13 protein-coding genes and 1 tRNA gene are annotated in these 17,447 nt (G+C 65.4%); 7 read left to right on the forward strand and 7 right to left on the reverse strand.

The features are described from left to right. Nucleotides 1-21: 21 nt before the first annotated feature. Nucleotides 22-2,637, reverse strand: a complete 2,616-nt coding sequence (locus FRC98_RS11815) for an ArnT family glycosyltransferase (RefSeq protein WP_146981648.1) — start codon at nt 2,635-2,637, stop codon at nt 22-24. Between the two features lie 292 nt (nt 2,638-2,929). Between FRC98_RS11815 and FRC98_RS11820 the strand changes: the two genes are divergently transcribed. The 4 genes from FRC98_RS11820 (at nt 2,930) to FRC98_RS11835 (ending at nt 7,148) form a co-directional block, all read left to right on the forward strand. Continuing rightward, nucleotides 2,930-3,286 carry a roadblock/LC7 domain-containing protein gene (locus FRC98_RS11820; RefSeq protein ID WP_115605807.1) on the forward strand — a complete coding sequence of 119 codons (357 nt, stop codon included), beginning with the start codon at nt 2,930-2,932 and terminating at the stop codon, nt 3,284-3,286. A 171-nt stretch (nt 3,287-3,457) separates the two neighbouring features. Beyond that, on the forward strand, nt 3,458-4,021 hold the full coding sequence (gene efp / locus FRC98_RS11825; protein ID WP_146981649.1) for an elongation factor P: 564 nt from the start codon (nt 3,458-3,460) through the stop codon (nt 4,019-4,021). 208 nt (nt 4,022-4,229) lie between these two features. After that, on the forward strand, nt 4,230-7,019 hold the full coding sequence (locus FRC98_RS11830; RefSeq protein ID WP_146981650.1) for a tetratricopeptide repeat protein: 2,790 nt from the start codon (nt 4,230-4,232) through the stop codon (nt 7,017-7,019). 57 nt (nt 7,020-7,076) lie between these two features. Next, nucleotides 7,077-7,148: transfer RNA gene (locus tag FRC98_RS11835), tRNA-Gly, on the forward strand. A 73-nt stretch (nt 7,149-7,221) separates the two neighbouring features. Here the strand turns inward: FRC98_RS11835 and FRC98_RS11840 are convergent. The 6 genes from FRC98_RS11840 to hflX form a co-directional block, all read right to left on the reverse strand. Next, nucleotides 7,222-8,658 (reverse strand): golvesin C-terminal-like domain-containing protein, encoded by a 1,437-nt coding sequence (locus FRC98_RS11840; protein WP_146981651.1) that lies wholly within the window; start codon nt 8,656-8,658, stop codon nt 7,222-7,224. Then, nucleotides 8,655-9,305: a hypothetical protein gene (locus FRC98_RS11845; protein ID WP_146981652.1), complete on the reverse strand. Its 651-nt coding sequence runs from the start codon at nt 9,303-9,305 to the stop codon at nt 8,655-8,657. The genes FRC98_RS11840 and FRC98_RS11845 overlap by 4 nt, the downstream gene beginning before the upstream one ends. Before the next feature lie 187 nt (nt 9,306-9,492). After that, nucleotides 9,493-9,795 (reverse strand): helix-turn-helix domain-containing protein, encoded by a 303-nt coding sequence (locus tag FRC98_RS11850; RefSeq protein WP_146981653.1) that lies wholly within the window; start codon nt 9,793-9,795, stop codon nt 9,493-9,495. Next, entirely contained in the window at nt 9,792-10,133 is a 342-nt protein-coding gene (locus FRC98_RS11855) for a type II toxin-antitoxin system RelE/ParE family toxin (protein WP_146981654.1), read from the reverse strand. Before FRC98_RS11855 ends, FRC98_RS11850 begins: the two co-directional genes overlap by 4 nt. Nucleotides 10,134-10,310: 177 nt before the next feature. Then, entirely contained in the window at nt 10,311-10,583 is a 273-nt protein-coding gene (locus tag FRC98_RS11860) for a hypothetical protein (RefSeq protein WP_146981655.1), read from the reverse strand. Between the two features lie 362 nt (nt 10,584-10,945). After that, nucleotides 10,946-13,186, reverse strand: coding sequence for a GTPase HflX (gene hflX, locus FRC98_RS11865; protein ID WP_146981656.1), 2,241 nt, complete (start codon nt 13,184-13,186; stop codon nt 10,946-10,948). Nucleotides 13,187-13,753: 567 nt separating this feature from the next. On the opposite strand from hflX, the gene FRC98_RS11870 reads away from it, so the two are divergent. The 3 genes from FRC98_RS11870 (at nt 13,754) to FRC98_RS11880 (ending at nt 17,433) form a co-directional block, all read left to right on the forward strand. Then, a complete protein-coding gene (locus tag FRC98_RS11870; protein ID WP_230467532.1) occupies nt 13,754-15,472 on the forward strand; it encodes a hybrid sensor histidine kinase/response regulator in 1,719 nt (572 codons plus the stop codon). Between the two features lie 122 nt (nt 15,473-15,594). Further along, complete coding sequence (locus tag FRC98_RS11875; RefSeq protein ID WP_146981658.1) at nt 15,595-16,206, forward strand: hypothetical protein; 612 nt, start codon at nt 15,595-15,597, stop codon at nt 16,204-16,206. Between the two features lie 114 nt (nt 16,207-16,320). Next, nucleotides 16,321-17,433: a Gfo/Idh/MocA family protein gene (locus FRC98_RS11880; RefSeq protein ID WP_146981659.1), complete on the forward strand. Its 1,113-nt coding sequence runs from the start codon at nt 16,321-16,323 to the stop codon at nt 17,431-17,433. Nucleotides 17,434-17,447: the final 14 nt, after the last annotated feature.

Below are 17,447 nucleotides of genomic sequence, written 5' to 3' on the forward strand. Positions count from 1 at the left end.
ATACCCGCTGCAAACGCCGCATCAAAACGCCTCGATCTCGATCTCGGCCACCTTCACGCGGTTCTGCCCGTCGTGCCCCTTACGCGGGCTTACGTCCATGCGGTCGGAGCCTTTGTAGAAGCCGATCCAGATCGTGTAGGTCCCCGGCGTCGAGTAGCGATCGATGGTCAGGGTGTGCTCATCGCGCACGATGTCACCGGGCAGCCAGCGGCTGGTCGGGTAGTTGCCGCCCACCGGCTCGTGGTCAGCGCCGATGCGATTTCCCGGCGTGTCGATGTGCACGAAGATCTCCTGCTCGCTCGTCACTCGCCGCAGGCTCTCGAAGTAGAGCGTCATCGTCAGTTCTTCGCCCCAGCTGTAGCGCGGATTTTCATCGCCTTCGGCTTTCTTGTTGAGCTCGTAGCCAATCAGCTCAATCTGACGATTAAACGCCGGCGAGTTCTCCGCGTCGCCCTCCACGGTGATGGGGGTCGCGGACTCGGGAAGTTCATCCAACAGCGCGCCGGCAAGGGGGCTCTGATCCTCTTCGCCCTCCCCGAGCTTGTTGCTGACCAGCACCATCGACGACGAGCTGTTATCGACCACCACAAGATCGGCCTTATGCGCGCGGCGCACGTCAGAGTGGACCGCCGCCAGGCGGTCGCGCGGAATCAGCGCAAAGAAGCGCTCCTCTTCATCAAAACGCGCGTTAAACGCCCGGGAGTGCGGGATGGACTCAAGCCCGCGCAGGTAAAAGTCCGACTCGCTGGTGTCGTAGCCGTAGCGCAGCAGCGGCTCATCGTTCTCGCGCGCCTCCAGGTAACTCGCCACGATCTTGCGGTTGGAGAGGTTGGAATCGAGGTCGGGCAAAAACACGCCGACCACGATCACCGCCCAGCTCACCGCGCCCAGCGTCGCCACAATGAGCAGGCCGGTGTAGCCCTCGGCAAAGGCCGCGAGGCGCGCCAGTTTGCCATCTTCCTGGCGGTAGGCCTCGCGCTCGGCGGCGCGCGCCTCTCCGGGGCTCATGGGTGCGGCCGAGGTTGAAGATGCCGCATCGGCCCCTTCGGCGTCGGCCGCCACGGTGGTGCTTTCAGCGGCCTCGGAGGCACTCGCGTCGCCCTTATTTCGCCAGGCGCGCCAGGTGCGTTTGAGCCAGCCCCAGAAGATCTTGAGGTCGCGCCAGAAGAAGACCAGCCAGCTTATCGCCCCGGCAAAATAAGCCGCGAGCAGCGCCACGTAGCCGTACTTCCACACCTTCAGCGCGCGGCCGTACTCGTAGTCTTCGCCCAGGCCCAGCTCATCCTGACCGGCGGTCACAAGCTCGACCAGGCGCGGCGGGAAGCGTTCAATATCTTTGCCGAGCATCATCACGATGAAGATCGCGCTGAGGGCGAGCAGAAGATAAAGCTGCGGCCGCAGGCGAAGTTCGGCCCAGTAATCTTTGTCGGAGAGCGCCCAGGCCACACCGAGCGCCAGGGGCACAAAGGCCGCAAAGGTGGCGTGGCCAAAACGCCCGGCCACCACCATCACCACAAAGGCGACCGCCGGCCAGAGCATCAGCACCCGCGCCATCAAGGCGGTGGAGGCGTCGGCCTCAGACCATTTGGAAGCGTCTTCAGCGGGGGCGCTCCCGGCCAGGCGCTGGCTCATGTAGCCGTAGCCCGCAAAGGCCAGCGCGAACCAGGGGAAGAAGCCAAAGCCGATCTGGCGCAACCACCAGCCAAAGCGGCTGGCGAAGTCCACGTCGTCGGCAAATCCATGTTGGGTGAGCAGGTAGGCCCAGCCGGTGTCACTAGCGAGCACGACGAGCGTGAGCAGACCGGCCCCGACCCAGAGGGCGCCGCGCCAGTTTAGCAGCGTTCTGGCAAGAGGGCGGCCGGCCTGCGGGCTGCGCCACTCCAAGAGCGCCACCACAAGGGCGGTGAGCACGGGAACGAGCGCGCCAAAGACGCCGCCCTCCCACACCGAGAGCATAAGCCCCAGCATCGCCGCACCCAGCCAGCCCAGGGCCTGGCGGCTCATCGCCGCGTCGTCTCGATCGCGGCGGCGCTCCTCTTCGAGCGCCGCGCCCACAAAGGCCAGGAGCGCGAGCGTGGAGCTGAGCATCATCGCGATCGGGCCCGATACAAAGATCGCGCCCAGGAGCACCGCCGGCGTCGTCGCCAGTATCACTGCGCTGAGCAGCGCGGCCCGCTCACCCAGGAAACGTCGGGCCCACAGGCCCACGCCCACCACGAGCAAGAGCGCCATGAGCATCATCAGCGCGCGCACGCCGCGCTCCGCCTGACCGACTTCGCCCGACTCCACAACGGGCTCATCGTCGACCGTCTGCGTCAACCACCACAGGCGCAGGCCCGAAAAACGCCCCTCTTCTTCGCCGAGCACCGCCCGGGCGCGGGCGTCGAGTCCATCGCCGGCGGCAACCTCCGGCTCCGCGCTCTCCGCACTCTCCGCGTCGTCTTCGGCGACCTTGCGATCCTCTTCCGACTCGGCGGAAGCGTCGTCGTCGGCCGGGGTCGCGGGCTCGCTGACCTCAATGGCCAGGCGCAACGCGCCCGACTCCCAGGGCTCCCAGATCCCGAAGTTTCCCGCACCCCAGAAGACCAACACCGCGCTCAACGCCACGACCAGGGCGGCTGCAACTCTCGCCATCATGCTATCCTCATCGCGGCTCCTGGCCGCGCGTCAACATCCCAGTGTTCGATGCCCGCAGGCGCCCCGACGCGCTCCTCGCGCGCGTGGGCCTTCTCGGGGGCGCCGGTGGTATCATAGCGGGCAAGGCTCAAGCAATTGAGGGCCAACCGCCCCCTGCTAAAGCGCTGTACAGGCCCCCATTTGACGCGGTAGGCTCTTGACCTTGAACACCGCTCTGTTGGAGAGTTGCCCCGCTGCACCGCCGTAAAAGGCCCACGGCAAAGACCGGGGGTTTGCCAGATTTGGAGGTTTCATGTTCAAGCAGAAGTTGACCAGCGTGGTCAACAACGTCGAGGGCGCCATCGGCTGCCTGCTCATTGGCTTTGACGGCATCCCCATCGACAGCGTCTACAAAGACGAGGAGCTGCCGCAGATGAGCGCGGTGGCCATCGAGCTGAGCAACCTCCTGGACAAGTTTCGACGCCTGCAGATCTACGACGTCGGCGAGGTCAACGAGGTCAGCATCACCGCCGGATCGATTACGGCGCTGGCCAAGGTGGTCGCCGAAGAATATCTGCTTATTCTTGCCCTCACCGCTGAGGGAGACGTCAACCGGGGTCAGACGATGTTGCGTCTGATCTCGCCATTTGTTGAGCGCGAGATGCGCTGAAGCCGGCGCAGCATAAGGCCCGCAGCGGGCCAACCCAGACCTGAATGAAGTTAAGGGGCTTGCTCAAAACGCGGCGCGCGGCGCCGCCGACTCGCGTGGAGAGCCTGCCCTGCCCTATCAACACCCGACGACGCCCCCGGCCGGGGCACGCCTACCTTTTGAGAGCGACCCATGATCAGCACCCAGGACTTTCGTAAAAACCTCAAGATCGAGATCGACGGTGAGCCCTACGTCATCATCGACTGCCAGCATGTGAAGCCGGGCAAAGGCGTCGCCTTTGTAAAGACCCGCATCAAGAGCCTGATCTCGGGGCGCGTGCTCGACCAGAACTACCGCTCCGGCGATAAGGTCGATCAGCCCAACCTCGAGTCGCGCACGATGCAGTACCTCTACCCGGAAGACGCCTTCTACGTCTTTATGGACACCTCGACCTACGAGCAGATCCGTCTGTCGAATGATGCGGTCGAAGAGGTGCTTCCCTACCTCAAAGACAACCTTGAGGTGGACATCCTCTTCCACAACGGCAAGCCGATCAGCGTGGAGCCGCCGACCTTCCTGGTGCTGGAAGTCACCCAGACCGATCCGGGCTTTAAGGGCGACACCGCCCAGGGTGCCACCAAGCCGGCCACCCTTGAGACGGGCCTGACCGTGCAGGTGCCCCTCTACATGGAGATCGGCCAGATGGTGAAGGTCGATACGCGCACCGGCGAGTTTGTGGAGCGCGTCAACAAGTAAGCGTCGAAAATAAAGGGTCGGGGTTATGCATTCTATCCCCGGCTTCGGGCCGGTGAGCGTATGCTCACCGGCCACCTTGACGCTCTCGAAAAGGCCAACGTATCATCGGCCTTTACCCCCCGAAGCCTTTTGAAACTCGCGCCGGGCGGCCGCACCCTTTGCCGTCCCGTCCCCCGGCTTCATCGTCTTGCGACGCGCAGGGAACTCCGTGGCGATCAACCGCAACAAAGTGCTCAACGCGGCTCAGAAACACATCCGCAAGGGCAACTGGGATAAGGCACTCAAGGAGTACTTGCTCCTGGCCGAAGACGATCCATCCGATCTGCGCACGCTGCTCAAGTGTGGCGACCTCTACGTCAAGCTTGAGCGCGTTGATGAGGCGCTCTCGGCTTACAAAACGGTGGCCGACCGCTACGCCCAGCAAGACATGTACGAGAAGGCCATCGCTGTCTACAAACAGGCCCAGCGCCTGGACGACAGCGACGTGGCCCTGCATCACGCCATCGGGGAGTGCTACTTCCGGTTGGGGCGTCTCAAAGACGCGGTGCGCTCCTTCCATCAAGCCCAGCGCATGTACAAAGAGCTGGGAGATGCCGATCGCCAGCGCCAGATGCTCGAGCAGATGGTGCGCATCGACCCCGAAGACGTGGGCCTGCGCATTCAGCTCGCCGAGCGCTACACCCGTGACGGGCTCAACGCCCAGGCGGTCGAGGCCTTTACCTTCTGTGCCGGCAAGCTCGAGGCGGAGGGGCGCCACGATGAGCTTTTGCAGGTGCTTGAGCGCGTGCTCTTTTTGACGCCGCAGCGCCACGATCTGCGCAAGCAGGTGGTGCGCCTGCACCTGGAGCGACGCGATGAGCAGACAGCTCTGCAGCATCTTCAGATCCTCTTTCGGGAGACCCCGGAAGATGTGGAGACGCTGGAGCTTCTAAGCGACACCTTTGAGCGGCTCGGGCGCGGCGATAAGGCCGTGATGGTGGCGCTCTCGTTGCCGCCGCTCTACACGGCAGCAGGCCGACGCGCCGACGCCGAGAACGCCTGGCGGCGCATCGCTCGCCTCGATCCGAACAACGCCCAGGCCAGAGAGGCGCTGGGGCTCTCGCCATCGACCGAAGACAGCGGGGTGCTGGCCGACGCGCCCTCCACCGACGCGCTGCGCGCTCGCCAGAGCACGCCGCCTCCGGCCGACAACCTCGGCGGGGTGGAGTTCCTCGACGACGACATCGAGTTTCTGGACGACGACCTGGAGGTCGCGCTGGCGCCGGCGCAATCGGCCGCGCGCACCGCATCGCAACCCCAGGCGCCCCCGCGTCAGAGCGCGCCGCAGGCTTATCAGCCGGCCGCTCCGCAGCCGCCTGCTCCTCAACCACCGGCGCCGGTTGCCGAGTCGGTCGAAGCCTTTGTCGACATCACCAACGAGGTGGAGTTTCTTGACGATGGCACCTCCTCCGGGCTCATTGCGATCGAGGAGGTGGAGCCCGCGCCGGCCAGCGAGACCGAGATCCGGCAGATGCTCAGCGAGTGCCAGGTCTTCTTAAAGTACGGACTTTACGACAAGGCCGTCGCCGCCATTGAAGCCGCGCTGGAGCGCTCGCCACAGAGCGTGGTGGCCCACCAGCAGAAGTTGGATCTGGCGCGTGCCACCCGCGATCAGGCCGGTGCCTACCGCACGCTGATCACCCTGGCGGAGCTCACCGCCGAGACCCCGCTGCGGGCCTATGAGTTTTTGACCGAGGCGCTGGAGGTGGCTCCCAACCCGCAGGCGGTGCACGTGCGCGCGCAGGCGCTGGGCGTCGACCTCAACGCACCGCCTCCCACCGACGGCATCGCCGAGATCTCCATCGACGCCATCGAAGTGGTGGAGGTCAGCGACGAGCCGGGCACGATGCAGGTCGACGTCGACGACATCGACGAATTTGTGAACGTGGAGCCCGAGCCCGTCTCCGACTCGCTGGAGTTTCTCGATGAGGCGGTCGTCGACTTCCTGCCCCCCTCCGAGGAGTTTGAGGCCGACGACGCGGTGCACGCCGCGCTGGAGACCCTGGATTCGGCCTTCGACGCCTTCGGCGATGCCCCTGAGAGCGGGCTTGCGCAGGCCACCGAGGCCGAGCCGCTTTCCCTCGGTGACATCGAGTCGATCGAGGAGATCGCCGACTTCGACGATATGGATGTGGCCGAGATCGGCACGTTTGAGGGCGTCGAAGATGCCGGCCTGATGGACGGGTTGGACATCGCCTCCAGCGTGGTCTCCGACGAGGAGCTTGCCTTTGATACCGACGATGTCGTCGAGATGGATCTGGGCCAGGACGTCGGCGGTATCGACGAGATGGACTTCTCGGCCCTCGACGATGCCCCGGTGGGCGATGAGGCGCCCAGCGTCAACGCGCTCTTCGCCGACGTGGAGGCCGACGACATCTTCGACGATCTCTTCGGCGACATGTTCTCCGGCGGCGACGTCAACATCGGCGGCGACGACCCGATGGGCGAGATGGCCGAGATCGACTTCTTCATCCAGCAGGGGCTGACCGAGGAGGCCTCCGAGGCGATCAGCTCCTTTGAGGATCAGCATCCCAACCACCCGGGTCTGGCCAAACGGCGCGCGCAGCTGATGCAGGTGCGCGGCGGTCTGGGCGCAGCCGACAACCCCTTCGGCGCGCGCAGCCTCTCGCAGAAGTTCAATCCCAACGCGGCCAACCCCACCGGCAAGGTCCCCGCGCCGAACTTCGGAGAGGTCGTCAACTCCAACCTGGAGCTGGGCGTGGCCTACCGCGAGATGGGACTTCTCAACGAGGCTCTCGACGAGTTCCGTCAGGCCGCCGACGATCCGGACGCCCGCGACGCGGCCGCCTTCCAGATCGCGCTCTGCGAGCTGGAGCTGGGTCATACCGACGACGCCCGCAACACCCTCACCGAGCTGCAGGCGCGCGAGGGGCTCAGCGCCGACATGCAACAGGCCGTCAAAGAGCAGCTCGAAGCAATGGAGCAGCAGGCGTCGTAAAGCGCGCACTTTAGGCTTGACGCTTCTGCGCAACTGCCTAAGCTAATCGAACCCTCTGCGGGTGTAACTCAGCGGTAGAGTGTCAGCTTCCCAAGCTGAAGGTCGTGGGTTCAAATCCCATCACCCGCTTCATGCAGAGCATCAAAAAACCCCGACGCCACACGGCGTCGGGGTTTTTCGTTCAGGGAGCTTTTCGGCGCGCTCAGGCGACGCGGCGCATGCGCCGCCTGGCCAAAAGCCCGGCCATCAGCAGCAGCATCAGCGCGGAGGAGCCTCCGGAGTCGGTGGAGGAGCAGCCCACGCAGGAGTTCTCCTCCAGCATGCGATCTTCCGAGGCGACGCCGGAGTCGGGGGCGTCGCCGGCGTCGGGCTGCGGGCCGGCGTCGGCGACGTCGGTGCCGCTGTCGCCCTGCCCCGCGTCATGCTCACCGGTATCGGGTTGACCCGCGTCGGGCTCACCGGCGTCGACTTCGGGCTCTTCGACGCCGCGGCGCGTCAGCCGCAACGCGTCGGCCACGAACTGCAGGCGATCCGCGAAGGCCTCGCCGCTGTTATCATAGATCTCGAGGCGTTCGCCGCTCTCCCCGCTCAAGCGAAACGTGCCGAGCGAGGTCCACCCGCTGGCCGCGCCCTGGTCGACGCGAAGATCGTGCTGCTGACCATCGGCAAAGAGGCTGTAGCGCGCACGCGCGCTGCTGGCGATGCTGTCCTCAATGTAGACCTCCAGCTCGTAGTCGCCGGGCTCTTCCACGTGCAGGCTCCAGCGGGCGTAGCCATCGGGGTCAGGGGCCTCCCAGGCGTAGGTCCAGTTGAGGCTTCCGCCGTGGCCGACGTTTTCGGTGCGCCAGGTGCCGACGTTGCCCAGAAGTTGAAAACAGGCGTCGTCGTTGTCGATCAGCCCGCCCTCGGCGCCAATGAGGCCGCAGGGCTCGGCGGGCTGCCCGATCAGATCCTGGTAAGAGGTCACCAGCGACATGTAGGTGGGGATGTACACCTGACCATGTGGGCTGACGTTGCGGCGGATGTCGTAGTGCAGGTGGATGGTGGTGGGCGTGCCGCCAAAGGCGTTGGAGACCAGCCCCAGCCGGTCGCCGGCGGCCACGGTATCGCCCACGGAGACGGCGAGTGTGCCCGGGTCCATGTGCAGGTAGCGGTGCTGGGTGCCGTCGGCGGTCATCAGGTTGACCGAGTAGGTGCCGATGTTGGTGATGGTGCCGGCCTCGGCGGCGACGGTCCAGTGGGTCTTGTTGTCGCAGGTGGCCGCGCGAATGTCCTGGCCCTGGTGGCCCTGCCCGCCGGGGCAGAGGGGCATGTCCCAGGTTCGGGTCTCGCAATAGTTATCCCACCAGGGGTAGCTGTAGTTGCCCGAGTCGCACTGGCCGCCGCCGGGGCCGTTCATGCCCCCGTGCCCCCAGACCTGGGAGTTGGGGTAGGCCGGAGCCTGCTCGATGGGGAAACGCATCCCGGGCACATAGACCGTGTAGTCGACGCGCCCGGTGCCGCTGCCGGCGACGAGCTGGCCGGGGGGCTGGTAGGTGAACTCTTCGGCCTGGGCGGGCGCCGCGAGCAGGAGGGCGCCCAGGGCGAAGACCGCGCCAGATGCGAACTTCTCGAAGGTTTTCAACGTCGTCGTCTTCATCGCGTGGCCTCCGCGCTCAGCACCTTCAGCCCTTCGACCAGCTCCCAGGCGAACGCATCTTCGGCGCAGCGCGGGTTGGTGTGCGGGTTTTGGCAGTCGATATCCAGCGCATAGGCCACGCCGAAGCTCTGAAAGCTCACCGTGACGATGGCGTGGGTGCGACTTAAGACGGGGCGACCGGCCTGCGCGTCGGGTTTTTCTTTGGCGCCGCTCCCCGGGAGGCTGTGCTGCGCGTTGGTGCCGTGGATCACAACCCCGAAGTCCTCGCCGCGCATCGAGGCGCCGTACCAGGTGGGGCCGGTGGTCAGCTGCAGGGTGCCCAAAAGGGCATCATCGTCGGGCAAGAGCACCGGGACCGGCGACGCCTCGGCGAGCTTCAGCGCGTCGTCGGAGACGCGGTTCGGGGAGAGGCGTTCGGCCTGGTCTGCGGCCTCCCAGTCGGGCTCGATGATTTTGACTGACGCGGCGGCGGCATCATCGCCGCTCGGAGCGGAGCGCTCCAACGTCACCAGGGGTTGGGAGGCTGAGCGTTGCGCGTCGGCGGGAGGCTCGGGCTCAGCGCAGGCCACGCTCATGGCGAGGGCGCTGAGTACGCCGAGCGAGGCGCATCGCAGGCAAAAGCGGCGAGTGGGGGTAGCAACATCCATACAAACTCCCGGGTGGGGTGCCGGCGGGGTATTTAGCGGGGTGGAGCAGCGAGGTCGGCCGGAGCGTTTTAATACAAAGCAGCGCCAGAGGTGTATCGGAGTGGTGGGTGCAACACCTCACATACCATCAACCTGGGAGCTTTAGCAGATTTCTTAAAGATCCAAATTTAGCAGGGCACCTTTTATCTCAGATTCCAGAGAGCTTGATGCGCTTCTCGCCAAAGGTGGCGAACATCTCAATATCCCCCCCCAGGGCCTCCACATATCGTCGAAGAGTCGAGAGCAAGAAATCGTCTCGGTTCTCAATATGAGACACCTGCGCCTGCGCCATCTCCAGGCGGTCTGCCAACTCCTGCTGTGTCAGCCCTATCTCTTTGCGGAGTGCTTTGAGGTTCAACTCCATGACGGCCGCAAGGGCCTCTTGACGAATCTCCTTGAGTTCGTCGTCGGTGAAGTGCTCACGGTCGAGTTCTTCCAAAGTGCGGATCATGGCGTCTCCTGTTGAAAATCCTCCCAGATCTTCTCTGCGAGGGAGATGAGTTGCTCGTAGAAGCGTTTGCTTCCGGCCTTTGTTGCCCCGATGAGCAAAAGGGCGTTTCGCGTGGGATCAAACCCGTAGACCACGCGAATCTGCGTACCTTTGGCCTTGACGCGTAACTCGCGAAGAGGGTGCGAGGTGTTCTTCAACGATGAAGAATAAGGAAAGGGCAATGTGACCCCCATCTGCTCCAACATCCCGACGACGCGACGGACAGCCTTTTTCTCGGTGGCGTCCAGGCTACCAAACCACTCGCTGTACTCATCGGTGACAAGAATCTGGGTCTTCATGCGTCTCCGTGGTTTCAACGTGCCAACAGAAATATAATTCCAGAGTTATATAAAATCAATATTCTATCGAGCAACCTACGCGAACGTTGGTCCTGATGTTCGTCGCGCAAGGTGAGTGGTGCCAGATCCGACGCTGACGTGGCCCATCGGACGGCCCTCCTCCTTGCCAGATCGGGCTTAAAACTCCTCGCCCAACGCGACACGCGCTCTGCGACCGCCGTCAGCGAGTATGGGGCAGCGGTAGCCAGCCTTGACGAGCCTCAGTCGGGATTCATCGGGGATCACGTAGGTGGCATAGTCGGCATAAAACTCCAGGGCGTCGACGAGCTCGTGGATCGTGGTGTTGAGGTCATCGGCCAGCTCGTCGTAGGCGCGGCGGGCGGCGTCACGCTCCAGGCGGGCGAGCTCCAGGTGGCCGAGCGGGCCGGGGCGCAGATGTCTCTGGCACATGCGTGTGGCGCCCTCCCCTCGTGGAGCTGTGCTCGTCGTTTATCAATGTCGGCGCCGGGGGTGATCGAGGGGTCAGACTGAGGGTCGAGTCCCAACCCGAGGGGTGGTGGAGGGGTCAGGCTGAGGGTCGAGTCCCAACCCGAGGGGTGGTGGAGGAGTCCGGCTGGGGGTCGAGTCCCAACCCGAGGGGTGATCGAGGGGGCCGGCTGAGGGTCGAGTCCCGACCGGAGGGGTGGATCATGCCCCCGAATGAGGGATAACCCCTCATTCGGGGGTGGTGATCTGGGGTCAGGCCGCGGGTGAGGTGAGGCCCGGGGGGATGAAGGTGGGGTGAGCGCGGAGGTCGGGCCGCAGCAGGCGTCTCATTCCGCGGACTCCAGAGATTTGGTGAGGTTACGGGCGTGGGCCAGCGCCTGGTCGTGGTCGTTGTCGAGGGCCCAGTCGGTGGTGATGACGGCGTAGTAGGCCCAGCGCTCCCGGCAGCGCTCCACCAGGGCGAAGCCCGGCTCTGCGCCCTCTTCGTCAAGAAGATCGCGCAGGCGCTCGAGTGTGCCGGGGGCAAAGGCGCCGACGAAGAAGCTCAGGTCGATGGCCGGGTCGCCCAGGTGGGCTTCTGACCAGTCGATGATGCCGCTGAGCTGGCCGCGCTCATCAAGCAGGAGGTGGCCGGGGTGGAGGTCGCCGTGCACCAGCTTCGGCGTCCAGGCCCAGAGGTGGTCGGCGGCCAGCCAGCGCTCCCAGCGCTCGCGGACCTCGGGGGCCGGCTTGAGTACGGAGAGGGCGCGGGGGAGCATGGCCTTAAGATGATCGCGCTCCTGATGCGGGGTGCGTTGCGGGATGCCGGCTGCCCGGAGCTCGTCGCCCGGGAGGCGGTGCATGGCGGCGATGGTGCGGGCCACCGAGCGAAGGAAGGTCTCGGAGGGATCTTGAGGGTCGATGTGGTTCCAGGTGAGCGCTCCGGCCGGTGAGATCTGCCAGCCGGGACGGCCTTGAAGGCGGCGGTAGGCGATGATCTCGGGGGTGTGGAGCGCCCAACGTGGGAGTTCGACGGGGAGTTCATCGCTGAGCGCGCGAAGCGCGCGGGCCTCGATGCGGGCGGGCTCGTAGAGCCCCAAGCGTCGGGGGGTGCGCAGAATCCAGGAGTCGCCCTCCTGATCGATGGCGTGCAGCACCCGATAATCTGCGCCGCTCTCATCAAAACCACTTTCCAACGACTCGTCGCCATCGTCCATCATAAGCTCCAGGCCGAAGTCGGCGGCGCGCTCAAGCAGGCTGTCGGCATCGTCGAAGACGGGTGGGTCGGGGAGTTCGGCGCGCCAGAGGGGGATGGCGTGTGCCGGCGCGCGGACTTTGAGTGCGGTGCCCCGGGGGCCGTGGTGCTGCTCGACGACGCGGGCGCCCTCATGCACCGCGCCCACAACATGGCCGAGTTCAAAGGGGATGAGCAGGGATTCTTCGACGAAGGAGGTCTCCTGAATGCGGGCGATCTCGGCGTGCAGAAGCGCCACGAGTTCGGGGCGCATCGCGCTGACCTGCAGCGCGTCGGGCATACGCATACGCAGGCTGGCGCGCTCGGCGTCATCGAGTCGGTCGACCTTGTTGAAGACGACGCGGGAGTGGGGGTTGGCGCCGATGTCCTGAATCGTCTCGCGGGTGACCTGAAGATGGTCGGGCCACTCCGGGTCGGAGGCGTCGAGGACGTAGAGGAGCAGGTCGGCGTCGTGGGCCTCATCCAGGGTGGACTTAAAGGACGCGACAAGCTCGTGGGGCAGGCGTTTGATGAAGCCGACCGTATCGCTGACGACGACCTCGGGCTGCAGCGGGGGGTCGAGCTTGCGGGCGGTGGTGCCCAGGGTGGCAAAGAGTTTGTCTTCGACAAGAACTTCGCTGGAGGTGAGGGCGCGCATCAGCGAGGACTTGCCGGCGTTGGTGTAGCCCACCAGGGCCACCTGGAAGGCGCTGGAGCGCCGGGCGCGCTGGGTGGCGGCGTGCTGCTGCAGATCGGTGAGCTCGCGGCGCAGGGTGACCAGGCGCTCGCGCAGGCGTTGCCTGGCGAGCTCCACGTTGGTGTGGCCTTTTTCGCCGCGGCCGCCGCCCCCGCGGCGGTCATCGGCGACGTGGCCACGGCGCACCCGGGGGAGTTCGTATTCGATGCGGGCGATGTCGACCTCCAGCTGGGCCTGACGGGTCTGGGCGCGTTCTTCGAAGATGCGCAGCACGACGCCGGAGCGGTCGGTAACCTTCACGCCCAGGGCGTCTTCGAGGTTCTCGTGCTGGCGGGGGGTGAGCTCCCCGTCAAAGAGCACGCGGGTGATGCCGAGCTCTTCGATGGCGTGGGCGACCTCCTCGAGCTTTCCGGAGCCGAGGAGTTTTGCGGACTTCCCGCTGCTGCGGCGCTGGGAGTGAAAGCCGAGCACCTCGATGCCCAAAGTGTTGGCCAGGCGTTCGAGCTCACGGGCGGAGCTGTGAAGCTCTGCGTCGTCGGTGCCCGAGAGTTGCACCGCGATGATCAGGGCGCGCTCAGGGGTCGGGGTGGTGTCGTGGATCGAAGGTGCGTCGCGATGCTCGGTGGCATCGGGTGTGGCGTTATCTCGATGGCGCATAGGGCCTCCTTGCAGGTGATATCACCGGCCGAGGGGCGGAGCGGGACGAGGACTTCTGGCGAGTCGCGGGTGGGAGTTTTGGAGCGACGCGAGCCTGGCAACACAGGGGAGTGCCGGCATCGTGACAGCGAAAACGTCCACATCGGCGCCCGTGAGGGCGGACGTCCGGGCAAAGGTGCCGGGTGACGTCGCCCTGAGAGGGGCGCAGCGCGCTAAACAGAATCCTCATTGCTACGCCCTGCTCTGCGGCGAGGGTGTAGAACGAAGGGTGAGGCGCCCGCTCAAGGCGGGGGCGCGCTCAGCGTAAGCGGATGTGGAAGAGATCGATCATCGTCGTCATCAGGTGGGCGCGGGGCGTTGGGCCGGGGTGGGCGTTCAACGCGCGCGGCGTGGAGGGCCACAGGGCCCCTCAGGGGGATGCCATCGAAAAGCATCGCACCTGCAGAAAGGTAGGGATGGGGGGGAGGGGATGTCAAGTCGGCGAAGATGCTGGCGAGTGAAGGTGTGAAGATGAGGGGGTGGGCTTGCTCGCGGGGAGGGTGGTCTTTATCGTCGGGGGCGGAGGTTATGCGACATGAAGTTACGTGGGGGGTTGTCTCCCGGGTCTTTGAGGATGGGGAGAGCGGTGTGAATGTGAGCGAGCGAGACATCAACGTACTGCGCGCGTATCTGGAGAAACGCTCGACGGTGGAGCGGCTGTGCGAGCATAAGCGTGCGGTGGTGCTGGTGCAGGATATGCACGGCACCATTCGCGACTGCGTGGGGGATACGGATCGACTCTTTGGAATGCCGGCCACGGAGCTTATCGATGCTGCGCCGCAGAGCTACACCTGGCGGCTTCTCGATGAGGAGGGGCGAGCGTTTGCGCCGGAGGAGCTGCCGGGTCGACGGGCGATTATGACGGGGCGAGTGCAGGAGGGGCTTGTGGGCGTGGCGCTGGCGGAGGGGGAGCCGGTGTGGGTGAGTCTGGTCTGCCACCCGATTTTTCACGGGAATGAGGCCATCGGGCTGCTCACGACGCTCATTGATGTTTCGGCCTTACAGCTCACGCGTCAGGCGCTGGCGGAGGTGGAGGCCCGGCTGCGGGAGCAGCATAAGATGCAGGCCGTGGAGCGGATGGCTGCGGCGATCGCGCATGACTTCAACAACCTGCTCAGCGTGGTGTTGAGTCAGACCGACTGTGTGTTGGCCGACTACGGGGGGAATCCGGGGCTGCGCGCCGACCTGCTGGAGATTCGGGAGGCGACGGAGCGGGCGGTCGAGCTGACGCAGAACCTGCTGGCGGTGGGCAAGGTGCAGCATCAGGCGCCGGTATCGCTCTCGTTGAACGGGTTGATGGAGGAGTTCACGGGGTTGGCCAGGGTGCTGATGCCGGGGGTGAGCGTGGACTGGCGGCCGGGGACGCTCAGCTACGGGGTGCGTGCGGACCGCAGCCAGCTGGAGCAGATCGTGCTCAACCTGATGATCAACGCCAGCGAGGCGATGGAGGGCAAGGGTCGGGTGGTGGTGCGCACCGAGGAGGTGAAGACTGAGGGGGAGGTTGTGCTCCTGCTGAGCATTCGCGACGAGGGTCGGGGGATGACGCCGGAGGTGGCGCAGCGGGCGTTTGAGCCCTTCTTCACGACCAAGGCCCCCGGGCAGGGCTCGGGGATGGGGCTTGCGACGGTGTACGGGGTGGTGTCGCAGTCGGGGGGGCGAGTGGAGTTGGAGACGGCCCCCGGGGCGGGCACGGAGGTGCTGGTGTGGTTGAGGGCCGGAGAGATGTTGGAGGGGCAGGCGCAGGGGTTGGACGAGGAGACGACCGAGGTGGGAGGGGCCCCTCAGGAGGAGGAGGTCCAGACGCATCCCCGGGAGACGAAGCGTCCCTCGGGAAGTCTTTCACCGCTGCGGCGGCGTCAGCCCACGGCGTTGGTCGTGCTGGGGCGAGAGCGGGATCGGCGGCTTGTGAGGAAAGTGTTGGAGCGGCGGCGTTTTCGGGTGATCGACTGTGCGCTTGCCGATGAGGCGCGCTGCCTTGTGCAAATCGATGCGCCGCTGGACGTGTTGATCTGCGCGCAGCACCTGCTGGATGCCTCGGGGGTGGAGTTGGCCTCGGAGTTGATGAAGGTGCGGCCGGGGTTGGGGCTGGTGTTGGTGGGAGGGTCTGCGGACGACGCCGAGATCGCCGCGACCTTTACGGAGAGGCCACAGGTGATCGCGGCGCCTTTTGATGGCGAGGCGCTTCAGGATGCCGTTGAGCGCGTGATGCGCTCTGGCGAGGGGCGGGGGCGGATGGTGTCGGGGTAGATTTAAACGTCCCGCACCTTCTGTCAGGCTGGGGAGGTGCTCTCTCTGGGGAGCAGAGAACGACCAGGGGCGATCGTGGTGGTGCGGTCGTTCTGGAATCGAGTTTCTACGACGAGGTTGAGATGAGGATGTGGATGGGAAGGTGGATGGCGGTGCTCGTGCTGGCGAGCGGGTTGGGGTTGGCGGGTTGCAGCAGCGATCCGGAAGAGGGCTCGGACGATGTCGGGGTGGAAGACAGCTCGGAGCAGCCTGATGCGGATCGCGATGCCGATGTCCAGCCTGGCGAGCCGGTGCGTTTTGTGATTCGCAACGCTGGCGAGTCGACGATTTACGTTCAGGATAACTCGTATGCCGACTACGGGCTGGCGTGGCTGGAGGTGAGGTTTGATGGCGAGGAGCTGGCGCTCAGCGATACGTGCATGCCCTGTAGCTGCGGGGATCCGGAGCCCTGCGGGGTTTGTGATGCGCCGCTGCCTTCGGTGATCGCGCTGGCTCCTGGCGAGGAGGTTCGACATACGTGGGAGGGCATCTACTACCGTGTGGACTTCACGCAGGAGCCGTCGTGCACGCAGGCCAGCTCGGTTGGCGAGGCGTCGTTCAGCGCGGAGCTCTGCTATGCCACGGCGCTGGATAGCGAAGAGGACAATCTCATCTCGCGAGAAGACATGGTCTGCCAGAGCTTTGAGGCGGCGCTGGGCGATGAGGATGTGGAGCTGATCGTGGGGATGCTCTAAGGCGTCAGGCTGACCTTCGGGGCGTGGGGGAGGAGGGTTTCGCGCCTGGCGAGGTGTGCGCAGATTTGAGGCAACGCTCGCCAGCCGACCTCAACCCAAAGCGCCGAGGAGTTTATGCGCACCACCAGCACACCGATCCGTTACGGAGTGATCGGGCTCGGGCATATCGCCCAGGTCGCGGTCTTGCCCGGGTTTGCCAACGCCGAGAACGCCAGCCTTAACGCCCTGATCTCCGGCGATGCCGAGAAGCTCAGCGTGCTGGGGGAGCGTTACGATGTGGCCCACTGCATCGCTTACGACGATTTTGACGACTTTATCGAAGGGGGGCATATCGACGCCCTCTACATCGCCCTGCCCAACCACCTGCATTGCGACTATGTCGTACGAGCGGCCCGTGCCGGCGTGCACGTGCTCTGCGAGAAACCTCTGGCGGTGACCGAGGAGGAGTGTCGCACGATGATCGGGGCTTGCGAGGAGGCCGGGGTGCACCTGATGACGGCGTATCGGCTGCACTTTGATCCGGCGCACCTGCACGCGGTCGACATCGCGCAGCGCGGCGATCTGGGGGAGCTGCGCTACATCAGCGCTGCGTTCGGGCAGAATGTGGTCGAGGGGGATATTCGCCTCTCTCCGCTCGATAAGGGGGGAGGCAGCGTGTACGACATGGGGATCTACTGCATCAACGCGGCGCGCTACCTCTTCGGGGGGGAGCCGATTGAGGTGATCGCGACAAGCCAGCGGCGCCCGGGGGATGCGCGATTTGATTATTGCGATGAGTCTACGAGTGTCACGCTGCGCTTTGAGGGGGATCGCCTGGCGACCTTTATCTCCAGCCTGGGGAGCGCGTCGGTGAGCCGGCTGGAGCTGCTGGGGGAGGATGGGCGGCTGAGCTTAAGTCCGGCCTTTAGCTACGCCCAGCCCATCACGATGCAGGTGGAGACGCCGGAGCATTTTGAGCGGACCTTTCCCAAACACGACCAGTTCGGGGCGGAGCTGGCCTACTTTGCCGACTGCATCGCGAAGGATCGCCCCCCGGAGCCCGACGGGTATGAGGGGCTGGCGGACGTGCGCATCATCGAGGCGATCTACCATGCCGCAGAGCTTGGCGAGGCGGTAGAGCTTGAGCCGGTGGAGCAGCGCGAGCGGCCGGAGGTCTCCCAGATCATTGTGCGCCCGGCGGTGGAGAAGCCCGAGGAGGTGAACACCTCCGGGCCGAGCGCCAGCTAAGGCACACCCCCAAC

The organism is Lujinxingia vulgaris, assembly GCF_007997015.1.
GTDB classification, from domain to species: domain Bacteria; phylum Myxococcota_A; class Bradymonadia; order Bradymonadales; family Bradymonadaceae; genus Lujinxingia; species Lujinxingia vulgaris.

Bases quoted from the DNA above. Each gene is read 5' to 3' on its own strand.
- FRC98_RS11815 (WP_146981648.1), bottom strand. From the start codon at position 2,637: ATGATGGCGAGAGTTGCAGCCGCCCTGGTCGTGGCGTTGAGCGCGGTG.
- FRC98_RS11820 (WP_115605807.1), top strand. From the start codon at position 2,930: ATGTTCAAGCAGAAGTTGACCAGCGTGGTCAACAACGTCGAGGGCGCC.
- efp (WP_146981649.1), top strand. From the start codon at position 3,458: ATGATCAGCACCCAGGACTTTCGTAAAAACCTCAAGATCGAGATCGAC.
- FRC98_RS11840 (WP_146981651.1), bottom strand. From the start codon at position 8,658: ATGAAGACGACGACGTTGAAAACCTTCGAGAAGTTCGCATCTGGCGCG.
- FRC98_RS11845 (WP_146981652.1), bottom strand. From the start codon at position 9,305: ATGGATGTTGCTACCCCCACTCGCCGCTTTTGCCTGCGATGCGCCTCG.
- FRC98_RS11850 (WP_146981653.1), bottom strand. From the start codon at position 9,795: ATGATCCGCACTTTGGAAGAACTCGACCGTGAGCACTTCACCGACGAC.
- FRC98_RS11855 (WP_146981654.1), bottom strand. From the start codon at position 10,133: ATGAAGACCCAGATTCTTGTCACCGATGAGTACAGCGAGTGGTTTGGT.
- FRC98_RS11860 (WP_146981655.1), bottom strand. From the start codon at position 10,583: ATGTGCCAGAGACATCTGCGCCCCGGCCCGCTCGGCCACCTGGAGCTC.
- hflX (WP_146981656.1), bottom strand. From the start codon at position 13,186: ATGCGCCATCGAGATAACGCCACACCCGATGCCACCGAGCATCGCGAC.
- FRC98_RS11870 (WP_230467532.1), top strand. From the start codon at position 13,754: ATGCGACATGAAGTTACGTGGGGGGTTGTCTCCCGGGTCTTTGAGGAT.
- FRC98_RS11875 (WP_146981658.1), top strand. From the start codon at position 15,595: ATGAGGATGTGGATGGGAAGGTGGATGGCGGTGCTCGTGCTGGCGAGC.
- FRC98_RS11880 (WP_146981659.1), top strand. From the start codon at position 16,321: ATGCGCACCACCAGCACACCGATCCGTTACGGAGTGATCGGGCTCGGG.